Below are 17,671 nucleotides of genomic sequence, written 5' to 3'. Positions count from 1 at the left end.
TAGTGACTTTGTAATCTATTCTCTAATATGTCCATCACCTAACACATAATACTTATTAGTTACCAACTGCTTTAGTCCAAGTGGGCCTCTATGGTGAAGTTTGTCTGTACTAATGGCAAGTTCTGCTCCAACACCCATTTGTCCGCCATCTGTAAAGCGGGTAGATGCATTATGGTAAACTGCAGCACTATCTACTTGTTCCATGAATTCTATAGCTTCACTTTTATCTTTGGTAATAATTACCGCAGAATGTCCTCCCGAGTACTTATTGATCTTTTCTATAGCCATGTCCATTCCTTCAGCATTTCCAACAACAATTTTCATTGCCAAAAATTCTTCATACCAAGTATCTTCATTTGGTAGCTTTTCTTCGGAATTTAATACTTCTGCAATCTTATTATCAACAAGAAGCGCTACATTATTTTCCTTCAATAATTTCTGAAGTTCCTTTAACTTGGATTCATATTCCGGTAGATTTTGATCTACCAATACCTTATCTAAAGCGTTACAACCGGAAATTTTATCGGTCTTCGCATTTAAGATCACTTTTTTGGCAGTTTCAAAATCGGCATTTTCAGAAACATATAAAAAATTATTTCCTCTACCACTAACCAAAACAGCACCTGTGGCATGTTCTTTTACAAAACCTATCAGGCGTTCCCCTCCACGCGGAACTATAAGGTCTAATTGCACTGGTGGATTCTTTAGGAATTCCTGAGTTTCCTTTCTATCTAGATGTAATAACTCGATCCAGTTAGTTTCCAGTCCGTTTTCAGTTAATGCTTCATGCCAGCATTCTTCCAATATTTTATTACTATTAATAGCCTCTTTTCCTCCTTTTAAATAAATCTTATTATTGGCTTTGAATGCAAGCACTGCAGCTTCTATCGTCACGTCTGGTCTAGATTCATAGATAATAAGGATGTTCCCAAAAGGGGCGGTTTTATTGGTAATATCCAGTCCGCTTTCCAATACTCGGTGGGAAATGGTAGTTCCAACAGGATCTTCCTGAGCCATCACTTCTTTGATGGATTGAATCATTCCATCTACCTTTTTATCATCTACAATAAGACGGTCATACATGGCGCCTTCTTTTTCACCAAAGGCCTCAAGATCTTTTTTATTTGCTTCTATGATATGTACTCTCTTAGCGTCCAAAATTCGGATCATAGATTTTAGTACATTATTTTTTATATCTGTTTTTATCAACTTCATATTATCTCTCTTTAAAACGTTTATATTTTTGGTCTATCTATTTGAGTGATTTACACTGTAAACTTGGTTCCTATTTGTTTACCGGCTACAATATCTAAAATCACATTTTTTCTTTTCCCATTAGCAATGTAAGTAGGGATGTTTTTGGCTGCGGTGTTTTTCGCAATCTTAATTTTAGATTCCATTCCTCCGCGACCCTGACCTTCACCTTTGTCTGATACCTGTACATATTTCTCGACATTTTCGTCTACCTGTACATTGTTCAACTTTACGGTATCTTCATCATGAGGGTTCCCATCATACAAGCCATCGGTATCACTAAGGATGATTAAAGTATCGGCATTTATCAATTCAGCTACTAAACTTGCTAACTCATCATTATCTGAAAACATAGACATCGTAACCGAAACGGCATCGTCTTCATTTGCAATTGGTATAATACCTTCAGAAAGTAACGATTCATAACAGTTAATCATATTCTCTCTATGCATTCCCGGACTAAAGTCCCTTTTTGTAGCTAATACTTGTGCACAACGCATTCCGTAATCGTGAAAAATACTGTAATAATGACGCATCATTCTAGGTTGTCCTACAGAAGAATAAACTTGTCTTCTTTTAGATTCGTCTTTAATACTTATTTCTCCTAAAATTTCCTTTCCTGCAATTGCAGAACCGGAAGAAACCAAGACTACCATAATATCTTCTTCATAAAGGGTAGCTATTTGCTCCACGAGATTTTTCAATACCGGTCCTAAAATTCTGTTGTCTTTATTGGTCATTACATTCGTACCAACTTTTACAACAATTCTTTTCTTCTTCATTTTATTGATCTTTCTATTCGTGTTCAATTATTTTTATTCATTACCTAACTCCACAGCTCTGTCGAAAGCTGCATATGCGGCATCTTTAATAAGTTCTTTTACATTGTTATCTTCCATAGAATCTAATGCGGCTCTGGTAGTTCCACCTTTAGAGGCCACTCGTTCCATCCAAGTATTTGGAGAAAGGTCCGACTGATTAAACAACTCTACTGCTCCTTCAAAAGTTTTACTAACAAGGATTTTGGAATCGTTGGTAGAAAAGCCCATTTTTAATGCTGCTTCCAACATAGATTGCATGAAATAAAAAACATAAGCCGGTCCACTTCCCGAAATTCCTGTTGAGGCATCTATAAAATTCTCACTAGACACTCTAATAGATTCTCCGGTGGTATCTAATAAATTTCTAACCATAAGAAGTTCTATTCTGGAAACTTCTTTAGCTTCTGTATAAGAAGTTACTCCTTTCCCAACTTGGGCAGGTAAATTAGGCATCGCTCTAATAACTTTTTTTACATCCAAACTATTTTGAATAGTTTCTATAGTAACCCCTGCCATTATAGATACAAATATTTGCTCTTTATTAATAAGAGGTTTTATTTCGCTGAATAAGGCTTCAGAATGAAAAGGTTTTACTGCTATAAAAACCACATCTGCTTGTGGTAGGCAATCTTCAATTTTATCATATACATTAAAGTTGGAATGTTCTCTTAAGGAAGCTATTAATTCTTCAGATTTATCGTAAATCATCAATTTGTGCCTGTTCAAAAGAAAGGATGTGGACATACCCTCAGCATATGTTAATCCCATGTTTCCTCCTCCAATAACTAATATTCTCATTTTCTTGTATTTTGTTAAATGATTTCACCAAAATTAAATTCGGGCGATTTTCAGTATTGAAGGGTGCAAAGACCATACTAGGCTTCGAATTAAGAAGAATATTATAGATTGAAGTTATTAAATTAAGAATTATAGAATTTAGAAAATTCAAATGAAATAGTAGGTAAATCAGTAACTTTTAGAAATTTGAAAAATTTTACAAACAAATAAAACATTAAACACTTGATTTTCAGGAATATAAGAATGATTAGGGCTTGAGTCCCATCATTTTAAAAGCGATTTTATTTTTAATAAATTAAGGGGTTTAGTGATAATTCTTCAATACAAATTCTTCAAAACACTTTGGGACTGAGAATTATTTAATAAAATATGATTTACGCCATTATGACAATAAAGGTAATATTGGCAGATAAAGGTGAAGAAATTTCAGTTACTAAAAAGTAATTAGTTGGTCATACGTAATTTATTCGTGCAGAATACAAACAGCTCTGTTTGAAACTCATTGAAATTAGAAAGAAAGGTTTCAATTCGTTTTTCTAATTTTTCATGTTGTGTGTAATAAAAAGATTCACACGAAATGTCTTCGCATTCCAACATTCCATTAATGTCATTCTTGTGATTACTAACGGCCTGGCGAAGCTCTACTTTTTCAGTTCTTAAATCTGTCAGTCTATCAGAAAAAGTGAAAAGATTTTCATAAAGATTTGGAAGATCTTTTTGAAAAATATCGGCTGAAAGGAACTGACTTAAAAAGTTGATTTCTTCAGAACTTATTTGAAGTTTTTTATTCCATTCTCGAGTGTCCTCAAGAAGCTCCTCTACATTTTTTTTCGTTTGCAGAACCACTTTGTTTAGTTAAGGTAGCCATATTGCAAAATTTAAAAGTTCAACATGAGATGTTACATAAAGATAAGTTTAAAAAAAAAATAGCAAGCAAATTACTTTTGAGTTTAAAGTTCTGAATCGTGTAAAACGAGGATTGGAATTTTTGGTTTGTAACCTATTTCTTTTAAAATAGATTTAGAGAAGAGATTGTAAAGAAAACTGTGTTTTTTATCTACTAAAGCCAACATGGTACTTTCTCTACTTTCTATAAAAGACCGAATTCCTTGTAAAACTTTAATATGATTTAAAGTATGAAAGGTATGTGGCACATCTTTTAAGTATTCCTGCAATATATGCTTATTAGACAATTGCTCATCGCTAACTTGCTTGTGCTCTTTGATATAAAGAATTCTAATTGCAGCTTCATATTTTTGGGCTATATCCTTTAGATAACTAATTTCTTTTAATCTATACGGTGTTTTATAATTGGTAGCCAGTACGATTTCCTTTGAAGCCTTTGTTAAATATGGAGTTTGCTCCGGAATTATGAGCAATGGACATTTTTTGATGTTTTCTATTACACTTACTGCATTGCTACCAAATAAACTTGTTGCCGGATCACTATTCCCTTTTGTACCCATTACAATTAATTCTATTTTATAATTCTCAACTGTTTCATCAATTGCATTAATTAAATTATTGTAAGAAGAAATTGTTTGAAATTGGTGACAACGACTGTCTGAAATAATTGCAATTTGATCTACTACATGGTCTAGACCAGTTTCTGAGGCATCTTTTGCTTCGTCGTAGGCAGGTTCTCCAGGCTCTGGAACCAAAAGACTCTCTGTAGTAAAATAATAAAGCTGAAAAGCATTTAATAAATAAAATGTAGTTGCATCATCTTTAAAAAGAGACAAAGCGAATCTTAATGCGTTTAAAGCACTATTGGAAAAATCTGTAGGAACAAGAATTTTTCTCATGATCTTAGCTTTATATTGTTAAAATTATGAGAATTTATAATGGAAAACTATGACCGAAATCAACTACATAAATTTGATTCGATATAGTAAAAAAAACGATCCTACTTTTGTAGGATCGTTTGCCACAGATGCTATAAACAAGTCTTAGGCAATTTTTATAGTTTTGGCTGGTTTGGATTTTGCCTCATCTATTTTGTGTAATTTAAGTTTTAGTACACCGTCTTTATACTGCGCTTTTACATCCTTATTTTCGTCTACTGTTTCCGGTAGCGTAAGGGAACGAGAAAAAGAGTGATAACTAAATTCTTTTCGCATATAAGTTTCATCTCTTTCTTCCTGCTTATCTTCAATTTCTGCAGAAATATTTAAGATTCCATTATCAATAGTTACTTTAAAATCTTCTTTAGAAAGACCTGGAGCAGCTAATTCTACTTCAAATTCATTTTCTAAATTTCGCACATTTAAAGAAGGGAATAAATCAAAACCATCATCAAAATCGGCATTTATCAATCTATTAAGATTAAATAGACTTCTTCTTGGACTCATCATTTCAGAAAAAAATGGATCCTGTGGCATTAGGGATTGGCTAAGCATTGGAAATCGTCGGCGTTTGTTTGTTTTAATTAATGACATAATTTTGAAGTTTAAAAAATTAATAATTGAAATTTTCTGTACCGAAATTATTGCTTTATTTCAACAAAAAAAATGATAAAAATCATAATCAAAAATTTATAATATGTTAATTTTAAATGCTTTAGGACTTAAAAAGACGAAAGCAGGAAAATAAATTTCCTGCTTTCCTAGAAGATATTAAGTGCGTTATTTAGACGTTTCAAGAATACCAGTGATCTTACCGAAGTAATATATGTGTATTCAATCTAATATCGCCTTTGACATCTTCTCTTTGATTAAACCGCTATAAAATCAATTACCCCAAATTAATTTTAAATAAGCTACTACTAAATTGTCTTTAGTAATATTGAAGACTAAATTAAAGGATGTAGTTGCTATAAAAAATGATAAATATCAACTTTCTCAACTTTAACATTTTTAGAATTTTCAGCATAGTTTAGATTAGAATTTTCTCTGAAATCTTTCATTTTATATAGTGTAACTTTTTAAGATCTAAAACTTTAATATTTCTTCCGTTTACAGCAATTAGATTGTTCTGCTTAAGTTGGGCTAGGCTTCTAATTAAACTTTCAGTAGAAATTCCGGCAACGCTTGCAAGATCACTTCTTGAGAGATTTATACTATCTGTTGGATTTTTTAGAACGTTTTCAGCAAAATGAAGGAGGGTATTTGTTGTTTTTTTTAAAACCGAAGCATAGGCCAAGTCTAACATATGCATTTTTAGGCTGCTAACATGGTCTGAAAGTATTTGGGCAAACTCCATGGCGATATCATTGTTCTTTCCAAGGATCTTTTGAAACGATTTTATTGGGAATTTAAAAATCGTAGAATCTTTCAATGCTTTTGCAGTCTCAGGATACATAGAGATGTTTTTAAAAGAATAAAAACCGAAGAGATCTAGATCTTTGTAGAGTCCAGTAATTAATTCTTTTCCATATTCATCCATTCTAAAGGTCTTTATCAATCCCTCTTCTATCAAATAAATGCAAGTGGCATTTTTATGTTGTTTGTAGATTGTCTCACCCTTAGAGACAAAAGATTTTTCTTCAGTTTTAAAAATATGTTCTTTTAATTCACTTAAACATGAGATATCAATTTCATTAGTGCCCTCAGATTTTTTTAGTGGTTTTTTTTTTAAACTTTGTTCGATAGATCTTAATAATCTATGATAATTAAGTGGTGTCTCTAATTGGTCAAAATATTTTAATTGATTGTCCTTCTTTTTTCCATTATCTGAGATTAAAATGACAGGAAAATTATTGGCGGACTGGCTTGACCTAAGATTCGATAAAGAGTCGGATCCATTTAACTTAGGATTGGACTTATTATAAATCATTACATCTACTTTTTTCTGTGAAATAAGCTTATCTACTGCCTGTAAGTTTGGAGCTACAGATACTTCATAGGAATGTGCTTCCAAAAAAGTTTTTAAACTTTTGGAGAGTATCACATCGGTATCTATAACAAGAATGTTTTTCATCTTTTTTCTGAGTTTTGAAAAAGTGGATGAAGGGTGGAATTTTAATTACAATTAAAATTCAAATTATAATATAAATAGGGTGAAGAGTAATCGCACTGGAACAAGAAATTTGTAGATCCTGAAGACAATTTTTTAAAATTTCAAAGATGCGCAAAAAACTCTGTTTTGAGTTGTAAATATACGATGGAAAATTTAAAAAACACGTAGGAAATAAAAAGATCTACACTAATTTAATTAATTGATAATTAATTGATAATTAATTGATAATTAAATGATTATGTCGTATCGTTTAACTTTGGTGTTAAATGAAATTTTAAGAATATTTAGAAGCGATTTCATTTTATATGAAGTAAGATTTCATTAAATTAAAGGAGTTTTAAGGTTGTAAATTTTAATTAATGACTAATCATAAAAAATCAAGTTATGGAGCCTTTAATTTGTCAGAGTTGCGGATTGCCATTTGCTAAAGAACTTATGGGAATTAATAGAGATAATACCAAAAATGATGAATACTGTGTACACTGTTTTGATAATGGGGAATTTACAGATCATTCCTTATCGCTTCACAAATTGGAAGTGAAACTTATAGAAATGGCAGAGATGCATAATGAGATCACGTTGGAGGAAGCTCAAGAAGTAATTAAACAACTACCTTATTTAAAACGTTGGCACATGAGCATTATGTAACTTTTTAAACCTTAACGTTATGGAAAGATTCAACAGATTATTAGACGAGATTACTTTAATCACCTTGGAAATTGAAACAAAATATCCCGAGATCTATAAGTTTTTAGATGAAGACACCCTAACACTACCTTTTAAAGAACATCCAAAAATAAATTCTGAAGTATTATATGATTATTTAGAAAGCTTGAAGCAACTTTTAGCACACCACAAAGAAACCCATCTTTTGAATTGAGGTTTTTTAAAGTAGAATGACATCTTTTAGATCTGGTAGGTTTATTATGAAAGTTGTGTTTCAGGAAATTTTTATTGTAATATTCTGAATTTCATATAGTTGAGAGGTTCTAAAATATTTTTTAAATAATTATTATTTTGATTTTTGTATTCTAAAATCGATTACATTTGGCGCACTAAATCAATTAATAATTTTCAAAATGAAAAAATCATTTTTTACTATTGCAGCTATCGCATTAGTGTTAAGTTTTACCTCTTGTAAAGAAGATTCAGCTGAAAAAACTGAAGAAGTTCAAGTAATCGAAACAGAAGTTGAAACTCCTGTAGAAGTTATTGAAACACCAATGGAGGAAACTATAGATACTTTGAACGAAGAAACTGTAGAAGTGGAAGAAACGATGAATGAAACTGCTGTAAACTAATTATAGCTATTTTGTAATATACAAAAAGCCCAAACTCTAAGAGTTTGGGCTTTTTTATTTTTAAAGAATTGAGTTTACTTAATTCTGATTTCCATCCCCTTGATCTTCTTTCATTTCTTCATTTACATCTTCCATTTTATCTTCGTTAAGATCTTCTTTGGTTTCAGTAGTTTCGGGTACAGGAAAACCTCTGTCTCTCATTAGCGCATCTATCTTTGCATCTCTTCCTCTAAATAGTCTATAAGCTTCCGCAGGATCCATAGCGTTTCTAGGGGCAAATAAATATTTTACCAATTTGGCAGCCATATCCTTATCGTAAAAACCTCCGGGAGATTCTGCAAAAGCTTCAGCGGCATCTGCTGTTAAAACATCTGCCCACAAATATCCATAGTATCCGGTTGCATAACCTTCCCCGGAAAAAACATGACCAAAATGTGGAGAACGGTGACGCATCACAATTTCCTCAGGCATATTCAATTCCTTTAAAGCTTTCTTTTCAAAATTCTTCGGATTTATATTGGAAGGATCTATGGTATGATATTTCATATCCATTAGTGCGGAAGCTAAAAATTCTGTAGTTCCAAACCCCTGATTAAAAGTAGCAGCGTTTTTAATTTTTTGCACCAATTCGGCAGGAATTGGCTCTCCTGTTTCGTGATGTAGTAAAAATTGATCGATTACTTTATCTGTAGATAACCAGCGTTCTAGTAGCTGGGATTGAAATTCTGTATAATCCCGAACTCCACCATTTAATGTTGGATATTTAACATTAGCCGATAAGAAGTGCAAGGCATGTCCAAACTCATGGAAAAAAGTGGTAGCATCATCCCAAGATATTAGGGCCGGTTCTCCAGGTGCTGGTTTTACAAAATTAGAATTGTTAGAAGCTAAAACGGTCTCTTTTCCATCGAATGTGGTGTAACTCCTATACGTAGTAGCCCATGCTCCAGATCTTTTTCCCGGCCTTGCGTAGGGATCTAAATACCAAAGTCCAATATGCTCACCAGAAGTTTTATCGGTTACATCCCAAACCTTCACATCTTCGTGGAAAACCGGAACACTACCTTCTGCCACCGGTTTAAAATTAAAATTGAATAATTCTCCGGCGGTAAAAAATAAGGCCTGTGTAAGATTATCTAATTGCAGGTATTGTTTAACCTCATCGGAGTCTAGATCGTATTTCTGCTTTCTAACTTTCTCAGCATAATATCTATAATCCCAAGGCTTTATAGTGATATCCAGATCTTCCATTTCTGCAACTGCTTGCATATCTGCCACTTCTTGTTCCACTCTTGCAAGTGCAGCAGGCCAAACAGCGTTCATAAGTTGCATCGCATTTTCAGGATTTTTCGCCATTCTATTCTGCAAACGCCATTCAGCAAAATTTTTATAACCCATTAATTGGACACGCTCATTTCGAAGTTTTAAAATTTGAGAAATTAACTCGTTGTTATCGTATTCATCATTATTATCTCCTCTTGAATAATACGTTTCCCAAACTTTCTCACGAAGCTTTCGCTCATCAGAATAGGTTAAGAATGGATCCATAGAAGAACGAGTGTTGGTAATGGCATATTTCCCTTCTTTTCCTCTGTCTGTAGCAGCTTTAGCAGCAGCCTTTACAAAAGAATCCGGTAATCCTCCTAATTGATTCTTTTCCAAATAGGTTACATAGCTTTCTTCGTCGTGCAGCACATTGTTAGAGAAATTGGTATATAGTTTAGATAGCTCCTTATTTATTTCTGCATATCGTTTTTTAGATTTTTCATCTAAATTAGCACCTTCCATGGCAAAATTCTCATAGATTAGTTGCACCACCCTTTGCTGATCTTCATCTAAAGGATTTTTTTGAGAGTTGTCATAAACCGTTTTTATGCGCTCGAATAATTTTTTATTCTGCGAAATCTTCGAGGAATACCCTGAAATTTTTGGAGATAATTTTTGTTGGATTTCTCTAAATTCAGGTGAAGAAACATTACTGCTCCAAATTCCATAATAAGTAAAAGCTCTGTCTAAGGCTTTACCAGATCTTTCCATTGCAACTATGGTGTTCTCAAAAGTGGCGGGTTCGGTATTATTTGCTATTTTTTGAATTTCCTTTAAATGCATTTCCATACCCATTTCTATGGCCGGTTGCAGTTGGGAAAGTTCCATTTTATCGAATGCAGGGACACCATTGTAGGGCCCGGTCCATTTGGATAATAGGATATTTTCTGATTTTTTATCTGCTTTAGTTTCCATTTTGTTTTTTGGATTCTCTTGGGCTTGAATTTGCATCATAGGAGCTATTCCCATGGCTGCAATTGCAACCAACCCAATTGATTTTTTATAATTTAAAAATGTTTTTTTCATGATTTTTATTCAATTAATAGGCTTAAAAATAAGATAGAGGGAAGATACTAATTAAAACCATTTTAATTAATCAAGATTTAAGATTTAGCCTTGTGTTAACAATTAAAATTTTTTTTTTAAAAAATCAAATAGCTTTTAAAGCTCAAAACCTTCAACTTCATGCGTTTCTCCGGGAATCATTTCGGCTAAAAATTCATTAGCAATTCTGTAGCGTACTAATCTAAGGGTTGGAAATCCTACGGCAGCGGTCATTTTTTTTACTTGCCTAAATTTACCTTCGGTTAAAGTAACAGAGACCCAACTGGTTGGCCCGTGACGTTCATCTCTAATCTTTTTAGCTCTTTCAGGAAACTGCGGGATTTGATCTAAACTTTTAACTTTACAAGGCTTCGTAAGATATTTTTTACCATTAATTCCAATTTCGACACCTTGTTGCAAGCTTTTAATAGCCTCGGGAGTTACTAAACCATCTACTTGTACATAATATTCTTTTTCGACCTTTGAGCTTCTTACCGTTTCACTCATTTTTCCATCGGTGGTAAGAAGTAATAAACCTTCAGAATCTTCATCTAATCGACCTATAGACATAGTGCCCTCCGGAAACGCTCCCAATTCCCCTAATAATTTTTTGTTTTTTCGGGTGTTCTGATTATAAACAAACTGGCTAAGATATCCGTAAGGTTTATAGATCTTGAAATGTTGATGGGACATGTGGTAATTTTTATTAATTTCAAAAATATCAAAAAATGTTATCCCAAAAAAAGTAAATTAGAATAGGGAATGACTTTTGAAGAAGCTATTATTACACGCAAACATTATTTCAATTTATAAAAATAAGTCTTGCTAATTCATTTGATTGGAATAAATTAGCCATTTCATTTTATGAAGATTCACTACTTAAAAATATAGTTACTATGAAAAAAGCATTTTTAATACTTCTTGTACTACCAATTTTGTTTTTCACCTCTTGTTCCGGAGACGATGATTCTACGCCGCCAATTGAAACTACAAGTCTGTTTGGTACTTGGGATCTTGATTATTATATACAAAATGGGGATTTAGTAGAGAATGTAACCTGTGGTGAACAAATAACATATGCATTTACAAATGCTAGAACCTATACAAAAACCACGTTTGCGGGAGAGGGATCTACAAATTGCTCTGTTGCGGTTATTGTAAATGGGACATGGGAAAATTTAGGGGAAAACCAATTTAAGCTAACGCCTAACGGAAGTAGTGCAGATCAGAATTTAACCCTTACTTTTCTAGATAATTTTAAGAAATTCTCTATTAGATATAGTAGTAATTATACCGAAGTTTTTGCAAAAAGAAATTAGATAAGATTTTTTTTAGATAATTATTAGAGTTGCTTTATTGTAAGCAACTCTTTTTTTTTTATCGAAAGTTTAACTTTAATAGTTTCAGTTTTGGTTTATTTGCACTGTACCTTATAGTCATTAAAAAAAAATCCTTTCTGCAGGAAGCTTTATTTCAATGTAATTCCCTTCCCTACGAACCAAACCAATTAAAAATTTATTACATGAAATTAGTAATTCTGTCTTCAAACCCAAATTTATATTCCACAAGAAGACTCGTTGAGGTAGGGGAAAAGAAAGGACATGAAATGATCGTTGTAAATCATACAAAGTGTGATTTAGTGATTGAAAAGAAAAAACCTAGCGTTATTTATAAAGGAAAAGAACTTACAGATATAGACGGCGTAATTCCTAGAATTGGAGCTTCTGTTACGTTTTTTGGAACGGCAGTGGTAAGACAATTTGAGATGATGAAAGTATTTACAGCTACAGAATCTCAGGCTTTGGTAAGATCTCGTGATAAGTTAAGAAGTTTACAAATACTTTCCAGAGCAAGTCTAGGTTTGCCTAAAACAGTATTTAGTAATTATTCTAAAGATGTGAGTAGTGTGATAGATAAGGTTGGTGGCGCCCCTTTGGTGATTAAATTGCTGGAAGGAACTCAAGGTTTAGGTGTTGTGCTAGCAGATAATAGAAATTCTGCTGAATCTATCTTAGAAGCTTTTAATGGCCTACAAGCAAGAGTAATCGTTCAGGAATTTATTAAAGAAGCAAAAGGTGCCGATTTAAGAGCGTTTGTTGTAGATGGAGTAGTCGTAGGAGCAATGAAGAGACAGGGAAAAGAAGGAGAATTTAGATCTAATTTACATAGAGGTGGTTCCGCTGAAATTATTGAACTAACAGATGAAGAAGAAAATGCAGCGCTTAAAGCAGCCCGCGTAATGGGGCTTGGAGTAGCTGGAGTAGATATGCTGCAATCGGCTAGAGGGCCTTTAATTCTTGAGGTAAATTCTTCTCCCGGTTTAGAAGGAATAGAGAAAGCTACTGGTAAAAATATCGCACTTCAAATTATAAAATATGTAGAAAGAAACGCCGAATAGCCTCTTTCAATAATAAATAACCCAATTTTCTTTTTGGGAATTATGGGTAAAAGTCTCCATTACATAGCTCGAAGAGTTATTTGATGGAGATTTTTTTTCGTTATAGTGGCTCTATTTATATGTTGAAATGAGAATTCAAACTTTCTAAATTTATTAGAGTTTGTCTTAATCTAGAATTCTGCAATGACTATAAAAAGTGGTTCTAATTATCAACTCTTAACTCCTTCCGTAAGATTATCATGTTCCTTGCATACATTACCACCCCAAACAAATGCCCTGCTAGGAGAACGGGATCTAGTCTAAATATTCCGTAAATAATTATCAAGGTAGAACCTATTAGGCTTAATAGCCAAAATCCTAAAGGTAATAAAGACTCTTTTTGTTTTTCAGAATAAATCCATTGATAGATAAACCTTAGTGTAAAAACCACTTGAGAGACAATTCCTAAAATTAAAAGCCATGCTGGAATAGCATCATTTCTGAATAACCTTTCCGCGTCGTAAATATTATTATTGAAACCAAGGATCACAATAATTAAGGGGAATATCCATAAAAAAACACGTAAGACTTTATGAATTTTAGACCACTCTCCTTGTAATTGAAGATTCCGAATATAAATGAAATAGATAAGTGTTTGCCCCAGCATAATAGCAAAATCGCTTCTTAGATATCCATACAAGAACATTAAAAAGGATGCCACCAAACTCATTTTCCAAAACAAGGAAGGGGTTAATACTTTTTTGCTTTTTTCTGATAGCACCCATTGAAATACGGAACGCCCGGAGAAGAGTAACTGCGCTAAAAAGCCGACACTATAAATTAGCCAAGAATTCATCCTTTTTTAGCTACGGTATAATTGATATATTTTTTTTTCATCCAAACATAGGCGAAGCAATCTATTAAGGGGCCAAATAACCTATTCCACACTCCAAAATGGGCGGTGCCGGCCATTCTAGGAAAATGTTTTATTGGCACTTGTTTAATCTTACCGTGTTGAAGCAAAATCATAGCAGGTAAAAATCGATGTAAGCCTCTAAACATTGGGATACGCTTGGCATAATCTGTTCTAATAATTTTTAAAGGACACCCAGTATCATCCATGCCATCATGTGTAAAAGTTCTACGAATGCCATTGGCGATAGTGGATGACATGTTTTTTACAAAGGAGTCTTTTCTATTGTTTCGATAGCCCGTTACAAGGTCGAATCCCTCAAGATGATCTAGCAAAAGGTTAAAATCCATAGGATCTGTTTGAAGATCGGAATCTATATACCCGGTTAAGGAAGTAACAACATGATCGAACCCTGCTTTAATTGCCGCACTTAATCCATAGTTTTTTTCGAAACTAATAAATTTGAAATTTGGATTAGAAGCACAGATTTCTTCAATTATTTGTTGGCTATTATCGCTAGAACCGTCATTCACAAAAAGTACTTGAGTAGCAACATGTGCCACTTTTATATATTCTGAAAGTTCTTTTTCTACTCGATTCAGGTTTTCTTCTTCGTTGAAAAGAGGTACAATTACGGTAAGTGCTTCAGGCATTAAGTGCAGATTGGCTATTCTGATTAGGAAATTCTATAAAGCAAATGTAGCAATTTTAACAAAATAAAGATCTTGTTTTATAATTCAATGAGTAATGAGCTCACTTCTGAAATAAAAAAGAGACCAGCCTTGGAATGTTTTCTTTGTTATCATCATCAAACCACTCTTTTAGTTGTACCAATTTAAATCCGTTTTTAGCGGCAGCCTCAGTGTAGTCGGTGATATGATGAACATATACTTCCAATTCTTGAATGCCATTACCATCATCAAATCTGGCCTTACTACCCGAATATTGTTTAAAAGGATGAAGCTCAGAAATATAGAATTGTCCGTCGGTTTTTAAAATTTTAGAAGCTTTTGCGAAAACTGCATCGAGATCTTTAATATGTTCCAGCACTAAACTGCAACTAACGAGGTCTACAGAATCTTCAGGTAATCCCCAATCTATATTTAGATCCTGTTGTTTAAAACTGACTTTTTTAGATTCAATTTTTTCTTGAGCCTTAAGTAACATTGCTTCAGAAAAATCCATTGCAATTAAAGATTCACATTTTTGAAGCAGCCATGCCGTGTTTTTACCGGTTCCGCAGCCTAATTCGACAACAGATTTATAATATCCATCTAAGGTTTCTCTAATAACCTTTTCTTCCAAATCCCTGGTCTTATTTAGCATTTCGTCGTAGCTCTCTGCCCAAGAATTATATGCTTTTTGAACACTCATTTTTTAGTTTTTATTTTGGATGCTACTAAGGCCAATTCTAGTGAGTTTTGTGAACGTTTTCAATCCTAAAATCAATACTACAGAAATTGATGCTGTTGTTCCTAAAGCACCTCCGAAACCTTCAAAATAACTTCCTGTGTTTAAATATAACATAGAAAATAGAAGCCCGGCCAAGCCTAATACCCAATAATTTGAAATTAATTCTTTGGAAACCATACCTACAAAGGAAGCTCCTAAGAATACAATAGGTATATGTACTAGTAAATAGTTAGAAAATAAGTCAGGAAAAATGAGCGTGAATAGGGCAACTGTAAGTGATAGGCCAGCAGATGCTCTTACCGCGCCTTGATTTAGTCTTGTGCTAACATAAAATGTTGCTATTACTGCAATGATTCCGGTTAAAATTATAAATAAATTGTCCATTATTTAGATACTATAAATTAGCAGGAAAAAAGCAATTACAACCCCTCCAAATGCCATCGTGCCAAGTTTCCCACCCACACCTATAAATATATTTTTGGACAATATGTAAATTATTCCGGTAGCAATTCCCGCTAAGAAAATAAATAAATATCCTTGTGAAATATAGGTAGCGGTCATACCCACAAATGAACACAATAGATTGCCTTGGGAATTTCCTTAGTAAACGCTTTCTTAGATTTAAGAATAGTAGGTATAAATGAAGCTAAAGTGCCTACAAGCGCTGAAGCAATTACAGCTCCTGTATTAAGTTCAGTAACTAAAACATATGTTACGATAGAACCAAAAATTGTAAATAAAATTAACAACAGATTATTGTGAGTTCTATTATTTATAGATTTCACAGTCGTATAGATTCCAACTGGTATTAAAAGTCCTGTAATAGAATAAAAAGATACACTTGCGATGTTATTGGGAAGGTCAAAAAAAAATGGCTGTCAAGAATAATAGCTGTAAAAGCCCTAGAGTTAATAATGAAACAGCTTTAGATATTTTGATCATAAAAATTTTAGGGAATTTTTAATTTTTTAGTAAGGATCAAAGATATTTAAATTCTATGAAACACTTTTATATTGTATTCTTGTATTCATAGGAAGTTCTCTTAAATCAATTTACGCAACATTTCATTAATTCGATAATAGATACAATTTTTCACAATTTATCGGTAAAATTGCCATGTGGAAATTTTTTATTTGATACTTGAAAGTTAATGCCTACTTTGGGGTGTTAAATTGAAACTCAATCAATTCCACATTAAACCCCTAACGAGTACATTTATGCCGATTTCTGATACCAATTTGAAAGAAGAATTTCACGAATTATTTAAAACCGACCCCAAGATCTTTCAATGGATAAGTGAAAATACTGTAAATGGTATTTGGTACGGGCATATAGATGATCCCGAGAATTTATGGGTTAGTGATTCTTTTTGGAAATCTCTGGGCTATACGAATCAAGAAAAAAGCAGTTTTAGCCAATTAGGCGATGTTTTAGAAGATTCAGACGGGCTAACGGAGTTTAATCTTTTAAGAGAAAGTGCAAATCCTAAGATAAACTTCGAGGCCTTTTTTAAATTCAAAAGTAAATCGAATAAGGTGCTTTTTTTTGAGGGGAAAGCAAAAATTATAAATGCACCTTCGGTTTCTACACCCCGCATTTTAATTATTTATACGGATGTTACTAAAGGAGAGGAACATCTTCATCAGTTATTAGAAGAAAATGAATCATTAAACAAGCTGAACGAAGTTTTTGAAGAAGCAAATAAACTTACCCGTACCGGTGGATGGGAAATTAATTTAAAAGATCAGTCCTTATCTTGGACAAGTGTTACTAAAGATATTCATGAAGTTGCTCCAGATTATACACCCACCTTAGAGTCTAGTATTAATTTTTATAAAGAAGGTGAAAGCAGAGAGCGCATTAATGAGCTTTTTCAAACTGCTGTAGAAAAAGGAGCTTCCTTCGATACAGAATTGCAACTTGTTACAGCGAAAGGAAACGAAATTTGGGTGAGAGCTTTTGGAAAGCCCGAGATGAGAGACAATGAATGTGTGCGTGTCTATGGCGCATTTCAAGATATAGATAGTAAGAAAAAGAGGGAAATTGAATTTCAGCGGAATAAGGACAGATTTCAGCAGATTTTTTATAATTCTCCTATAGGAATTGTTCTCGTTAGCTCTGAGAATAAGATTTTAATGGCCAACGAGGCATCTTATAATATTTTTGGATTTACGGAAGCAGATGCTGAAAGGATTTCGAAACTAACATTTAAAGATCTAACTCACAAAGATGATCTGGAGACTGCCAGTATTCATCGAGAAAAATTATTGAGCGGTGAGATCAATAGTTATAAACTACAGCTACGGTTTTTTAATGCGGTAAATGAGATTATTTGGTGTGACGTTAATACTTCTATTATTCGTGGTGAAAATGGAATCGAAGATTTAATAATTACTCAGGTAGAAGATATTTCATCGAGAAAACTTTTAGAAAAGAAAGCTGAAGAAACTGCCGGCCAATTTAAAAA

At 33.1% G+C, this 17,671-nt stretch carries 21 protein-coding genes; 7 read left to right on the top strand and 14 right to left on the bottom strand.

The window, feature by feature from the left end; genetic code table 11:
* Positions 1–15: 15 nt before the first annotated feature.
* The 7 genes from ON07_RS03560 to ON07_RS03530 all read right to left on the bottom strand — a co-directional run bounded on the left by ON07_RS03560 (position 16) and on the right by ON07_RS03530 (position 6,791).
* Complete coding sequence (locus ON07_RS03560; RefSeq protein ID WP_010228269.1) at positions 16–1,215, bottom strand: glutamate-5-semialdehyde dehydrogenase; 1,200 nt, start codon at positions 1,213–1,215, stop codon at positions 16–18.
* A gap of 50 nt (positions 1,216–1,265) precedes the next feature.
* The gene (gene proB / locus ON07_RS03555) at positions 1,266–2,036 is read right to left on the bottom strand and encodes a glutamate 5-kinase (protein WP_010228261.1); all 771 of its coding nucleotides are present in this window, start codon (positions 2,034–2,036) and stop codon (positions 1,266–1,268) included.
* A 33-nt stretch (positions 2,037–2,069) separates the two neighbouring features.
* The gene (gene proC / locus ON07_RS03550; protein WP_010228260.1) at positions 2,070–2,873 is read right to left on the bottom strand and encodes a pyrroline-5-carboxylate reductase; all 804 of its coding nucleotides are present in this window, start codon (positions 2,871–2,873) and stop codon (positions 2,070–2,072) included.
* A 444-nt stretch (positions 2,874–3,317) separates the two neighbouring features.
* Positions 3,318–3,719, bottom strand: a complete 402-nt coding sequence (locus tag ON07_RS03545; protein ID WP_010228258.1) for a hypothetical protein — start codon at positions 3,717–3,719, stop codon at positions 3,318–3,320.
* Between the two features lie 104 nt (positions 3,720–3,823).
* Positions 3,824–4,678, bottom strand: coding sequence for a universal stress protein (locus ON07_RS03540; RefSeq protein WP_010228256.1), 855 nt, complete (start codon positions 4,676–4,678; stop codon positions 3,824–3,826).
* A 144-nt stretch (positions 4,679–4,822) separates the two neighbouring features.
* Positions 4,823–5,311, bottom strand: a complete 489-nt coding sequence (locus ON07_RS03535; protein ID WP_029331408.1) for an Hsp20/alpha crystallin family protein — start codon at positions 5,309–5,311, stop codon at positions 4,823–4,825.
* Positions 5,312–5,774: 463 nt separating this feature from the next.
* Positions 5,775–6,791 (bottom strand): cyclic nucleotide-binding domain-containing protein, encoded by a 1,017-nt coding sequence (locus tag ON07_RS03530; RefSeq protein WP_010228253.1) that lies wholly within the window; start codon positions 6,789–6,791, stop codon positions 5,775–5,777.
* Positions 6,792–7,214: 423 nt separating this feature from the next.
* Here ON07_RS03530 and ON07_RS03525 point away from each other — a divergent pair, with 423 nt between their 5' ends.
* From ON07_RS03525 to ON07_RS03515, 3 genes are all read left to right on the top strand, one after another.
* The gene (locus tag ON07_RS03525) at positions 7,215–7,478 is read left to right on the top strand and encodes a zinc ribbon domain-containing protein (protein WP_010228251.1); all 264 of its coding nucleotides are present in this window, start codon (positions 7,215–7,217) and stop codon (positions 7,476–7,478) included.
* A 19-nt stretch (positions 7,479–7,497) separates the two neighbouring features.
* The gene (locus tag ON07_RS03520; protein ID WP_010228249.1) at positions 7,498–7,710 is read left to right on the top strand and encodes a hypothetical protein; all 213 of its coding nucleotides are present in this window, start codon (positions 7,498–7,500) and stop codon (positions 7,708–7,710) included.
* A gap of 199 nt (positions 7,711–7,909) precedes the next feature.
* A complete protein-coding gene (locus tag ON07_RS03515; protein ID WP_010228248.1) occupies positions 7,910–8,131 on the top strand; it encodes a hypothetical protein in 222 nt (73 codons plus the stop codon).
* Between the two features lie 78 nt (positions 8,132–8,209).
* Here the strand turns inward: ON07_RS03515 and ON07_RS03510 are convergent, their stop codons facing one another.
* Both ON07_RS03510 and ON07_RS03505 read right to left on the bottom strand, forming a co-directional pair.
* Complete coding sequence (locus ON07_RS03510) at positions 8,210–10,483, bottom strand: M3 family metallopeptidase (protein ID WP_010228247.1); 2,274 nt, start codon at positions 10,481–10,483, stop codon at positions 8,210–8,212.
* Positions 10,484–10,618: 135 nt separating this feature from the next.
* Positions 10,619–11,194, bottom strand: a complete 576-nt coding sequence (locus ON07_RS03505) for a pseudouridine synthase (RefSeq protein ID WP_010228244.1) — start codon at positions 11,192–11,194, stop codon at positions 10,619–10,621.
* Positions 11,195–11,397: 203 nt separating this feature from the next.
* Here ON07_RS03505 and ON07_RS03500 point away from each other — a divergent pair, with 203 nt between their 5' ends.
* The gene (locus ON07_RS03500; RefSeq protein WP_010228242.1) at positions 11,398–11,820 is read left to right on the top strand and encodes a lipocalin family protein; all 423 of its coding nucleotides are present in this window, start codon (positions 11,398–11,400) and stop codon (positions 11,818–11,820) included.
* A 203-nt stretch (positions 11,821–12,023) separates the two neighbouring features.
* On the top strand, positions 12,024–12,899 hold the full coding sequence (gene rimK, locus ON07_RS03495) for a 30S ribosomal protein S6--L-glutamate ligase (protein WP_010228240.1): 876 nt from the start codon (positions 12,024–12,026) through the stop codon (positions 12,897–12,899).
* 202 nt (positions 12,900–13,101) lie between these two features.
* Here rimK and ON07_RS03490 read toward each other — a convergent pair whose 3' ends face one another.
* The 5 genes from ON07_RS03490 to ON07_RS16440 all read right to left on the bottom strand — a co-directional run bounded on the left by ON07_RS03490 (position 13,102) and on the right by ON07_RS16440 (position 15,765).
* The gene (locus tag ON07_RS03490; RefSeq protein ID WP_010228238.1) at positions 13,102–13,734 is read right to left on the bottom strand and encodes a lipid-A-disaccharide synthase N-terminal domain-containing protein; all 633 of its coding nucleotides are present in this window, start codon (positions 13,732–13,734) and stop codon (positions 13,102–13,104) included.
* Complete coding sequence (locus tag ON07_RS03485; protein ID WP_010228237.1) at positions 13,731–14,444, bottom strand: glycosyltransferase family 2 protein; 714 nt, start codon at positions 14,442–14,444, stop codon at positions 13,731–13,733. Before ON07_RS03485 ends, ON07_RS03490 begins: the two co-directional genes overlap by 4 nt.
* Before the next feature lie 100 nt (positions 14,445–14,544).
* The gene (locus ON07_RS03480; protein ID WP_010228236.1) at positions 14,545–15,165 is read right to left on the bottom strand and encodes a class I SAM-dependent DNA methyltransferase; all 621 of its coding nucleotides are present in this window, start codon (positions 15,163–15,165) and stop codon (positions 14,545–14,547) included.
* Positions 15,166–15,168: 3 nt separating this feature from the next.
* Entirely contained in the window at positions 15,169–15,588 is a 420-nt protein-coding gene (locus ON07_RS03475; protein WP_010228235.1) for a hypothetical protein, read from the bottom strand.
* 3 nt (positions 15,589–15,591) lie between these two features.
* Positions 15,592–15,765 (bottom strand): hypothetical protein, encoded by a 174-nt coding sequence (locus ON07_RS16440; RefSeq protein ID WP_155807126.1) that lies wholly within the window; start codon positions 15,763–15,765, stop codon positions 15,592–15,594.
* A 27-nt stretch (positions 15,766–15,792) separates the two neighbouring features.
* Here ON07_RS16440 and ON07_RS16950 point away from each other — a divergent pair, with 27 nt between their 5' ends.
* Positions 15,793–15,966, top strand: a complete 174-nt coding sequence (locus tag ON07_RS16950) for a hypothetical protein (protein WP_155807125.1) — start codon at positions 15,793–15,795, stop codon at positions 15,964–15,966.
* Positions 15,967–16,421: 455 nt separating this feature from the next.
* Positions 16,422–17,671: PAS domain S-box protein (locus tag ON07_RS03465; RefSeq protein WP_010228234.1), on the top strand; the 1,250-nt coding region annotated here is incomplete at its 3' end.

It is taken from the genome of Gillisia marina (genome assembly GCF_000258765.1).
Lineage (GTDB): Bacteria > Bacteroidota > Bacteroidia > Flavobacteriales > Flavobacteriaceae > Gillisia > Gillisia marina.
The sequence above is the reverse complement of the archived record's forward strand: the minus strand, read 5'-3'. Positions and strand labels throughout refer to the sequence as shown.